This window comes from Streptomyces griseorubiginosus (assembly GCF_017614965.1).
Taxonomy (GTDB): Bacteria; Actinomycetota; Actinomycetes; order Streptomycetales; family Streptomycetaceae; genus Streptomyces; species Streptomyces griseorubiginosus_B.
Genome location: NZ_WVUG01000537.1, coordinates 1 through 2,987 on the forward strand (window position 1 = coordinate 1; position 2,987 = coordinate 2,987).

2 protein-coding genes are annotated in these 2,987 nt (G+C 74.2%); one reads left to right on the top strand and one right to left on the bottom strand.

Annotated elements, in window-relative coordinates:
- The coding region (locus GRC12_RS43255; protein ID WP_208785919.1) for a bifunctional 3'-5' exonuclease/DNA polymerase at positions 1-1,359 on the top strand (1,359 nt) is incomplete at its 5' end.
- Here the strand turns inward: GRC12_RS43255 and GRC12_RS43260 are convergent.
- The coding region (locus tag GRC12_RS43260) for a tetratricopeptide repeat protein (protein WP_208785920.1) at positions 1,360-2,987 on the bottom strand (1,628 nt) is incomplete at its 5' end.

Below are 2,987 nucleotides of genomic sequence, written 5' to 3' on the forward strand. Positions count from 1 at the left end.
CCCCACCGGTCCGCCGAACCGGGCTCCCAGTCCTCCCTGTTCGAACCCCGGGCCGTCCAGGTGCCGCTCGCCGACCTGGCCGAGGTGTACGCCGAGCAGCAGCGCCGGCACGAGGCCACCGCACACCCGGAGCGGATGCGGCTGCTCACCGCGGCCGAGTCGGCGGGCATGCTGATCGCCACCGAGATGAACCACGCCGGACTGCCCTGGAGCGCCGAGGTGCACCGGCAGGTGCTGCACGAACTGCTCGGCGAGCGCTACGCGGGCGGGGGCGAGCCCCGGCGCCTGGCGGAACTGGCCGACGAGGTGTCCGCCGCCTTCGGACGCCGCGTCCGCCCCGATCTGCCCGCCGACGTCATCAAGGCCTTCGCGCGGGCCGGGATCAAGGTGCGCTCCACCCGGCGGTGGGAGATCGAGTCCGTCGACCATCCGGCGGTGAAGCCCCTCGTCGAGTACAAGAAGCTCTACCGGATCTGGGTCGCCCACGGCTGGTCCTGGCTGCAGGACTGGGTGCGGGAGGGGCGGTTCCGGCCGGAGTTCCAGGCGGGCGGGACGGTCACCGGCCGATGGGTGACCAACGGCGGCGGGGCGCTGCAGATCCCCAAGGTGATCCGACGGGCCGTCGTCGCCGACCCGGGCTGGCGGCTGGTCGTGGCCGACGCCGACCAGATGGAGCCGCGGGTGCTGGCGGCCATCTCGCGCGACCCCGGGCTGATGGAGGTGGCCGGGCGGGAGAGCGACCTCTACCAGTCGGTGTCCGACCGGGCCTTCTCCGGCGACCGGGCGCAGGCCAAGCTCGCCGTGCTCGGCGCGGTGTACGGGCAGACCTCCGGCGACGGACTGAAGAACCTCGCCGCGCTCAGACGCCGCTTCCCCAAGGCGGTGGCGTACGTCGACGACGCGGCGCGCGCGGGCGAGGAGGGGCGGCTGGTGCGCACCTGGCTGGGGCGGACCTGTCCGCCGGCCGTCGGGGCGGGCGAGGGCGCGGAGGAGGCGGGCATCCCGCAGGACGAACCGGCCGAGTCGGGCGGCGGGTCCGAGTGGGTGCCGGGCTACGCCTCCACCAACGCGCGGGCGCGCGGCCGGTTCACCCGCAACTTCGTCGTCCAGGGCAGCGCGGCGGACTGGGCGCTGCTGTTACTGGCCGCGTTGCGCCAGTCCTGTGCGGGCATGGCGGCCGAGCTGGTCTTCTTCCAGCACGACGAGGTGATCGTGCACTGCCCGGAGGAGGAGTCGCGGGCGGTGGTCGACGCGATCCGGGAGGCGTCCGCGCTGGCGGGGCGGCTGACGTTCGGCGAGACACCGGTGCGGTTTCCGTTCACGACGGCGGTTGTGGAGTGCTATGCCGACGCGAAGTGATCAGCTCAGGCCGGCCAGCAGCTCACCGAGTTCGGCCACGGTCGCCTTCTCGTCCGTTCCCTCCAGGGCGTCGAGGGCGGCCCGCCACTGCTCGCGGGCCTCGTCATGGTGGCCCGACGCACGGAGAAGCAGACCGTGTTGGTGGCGGGCGAGACCTCCGGTGTAGCGGTCGGCGCGGGAGTCGGCGTGGCGCAGGAGCCGCTCGCACTCCTCGGCGGCCCGCTCGGTACGGCCGAGCAGGCGCAGGGCGCGGACCAGGCCGAGGCGGGACTGGGACTCGCCGTGCCAGTCGCCGTGACCGCCGAGGATGCGCAGGCTCTCCTCGAAGTGCGGCAGGGCGGCGGCCGGTTCGCCGAGCGTGAGGTGGGCGTAGCCGATGTTGCAGTGGGCGGAGTGGCGCACGATCACGGCCCCGATCTCGTCGCCGATGGCGAGGGAGCGCCGGTGCTGCTCGATGGCGGCACGGGGGTCGGTGTGCTCGTAGAGGTTGCCGAGGTGGCTGTGGGTGACGGCCTCGCCGTGCGGGTCGTTCAACCGCCGTGAGTACTCAAGGCTCTGGCGCAGGGCGCTGCCGGACTCCTCGTAGCGGCCGAGGCCTTCGAGGAGCAGACCGCGGTTGTTGAGGCAGCGGCGGATCAAGGAAGGGCGGTTCAGCCGGCGCCACAGGGCGAGCGCCTGGTCGGTGAGGGCCAGGGCCCGTTGCTGGCGTCCCGTCAGGAAGTGCAGGCCCGCCAGGTCGCCCAGCGCGTAGGCCTCCGCCGCGGTGTCGCCGAGCCGGCGGGCCACCCCGAGGGCCGCCCGGCCGAGCACCTCCATCTCGGCTACGCGGCCGCTGCGGTGGACGTAGGGGAAGAGGAGGCGGACGAGGGTGGAGACGTACGCGGCCCGGCGCGGGTCGGAGTCCTCGGCGTGGCGCCGTACCAGCGTCACGACGTTCTCCAGCTCCGTGTCGGCCCAGGCGAAGGCCTGTCCGGAGGACTCGAAGACGGGGAGGGTGTCGACGTAGGGGGCGTGGTCCGCGGGCTGGGTCTCCGTCGGGAGGCGGCGGTCGTCCTGGTCCGGGCCCGCGGGGACGATGGCGGTCAGGGCACGTTCCGCCACGGCTGCGTACCAGCGGAGCGCGAAGTCGGCGGGGTTCTCTCGCGGGGTGCCGGAGGAGAGTTCGCGGGCGTAGTCGCGGACCAGGTCGTGGGGGGCGTAGCGGCCGTACGTCGTCTCCTCGAGGAGGGCCACGTCGACCAGGCGGTCCAGGGCAGCCTCGGCCCGGTGATCGTCGATGCCGGACAGCCGGGCGAGGATCGGGGCGCCGTAGGTGGGCAGGTCCAGGACGCCGACACCGCACAGGAGCAGGGCGGCGTCGCGGTCCGCCTCGCGGTCGGAGGCGGCGAGGGAGTCGTGGGCCACGGAGAGGGAGCGGCGGACGCTGAGGTCGTCGTACTCCAGATGGGACAACCTGCTTCCCGTGGCGGCGAGTTGGCCCGCCAGGGTGTCGGGGGTCAGGGCGCGGCGGGCGGCCAGGCGGGCGGCGACGATGCGCAGGGCCAGGGGCAGGCGGCCGGTGAGTTCCACGAGGGGGTGGGTCCCGTCGAGGGTGTCGCGGCCGGAGACGGCGCGGAGGAGGGCGGCGC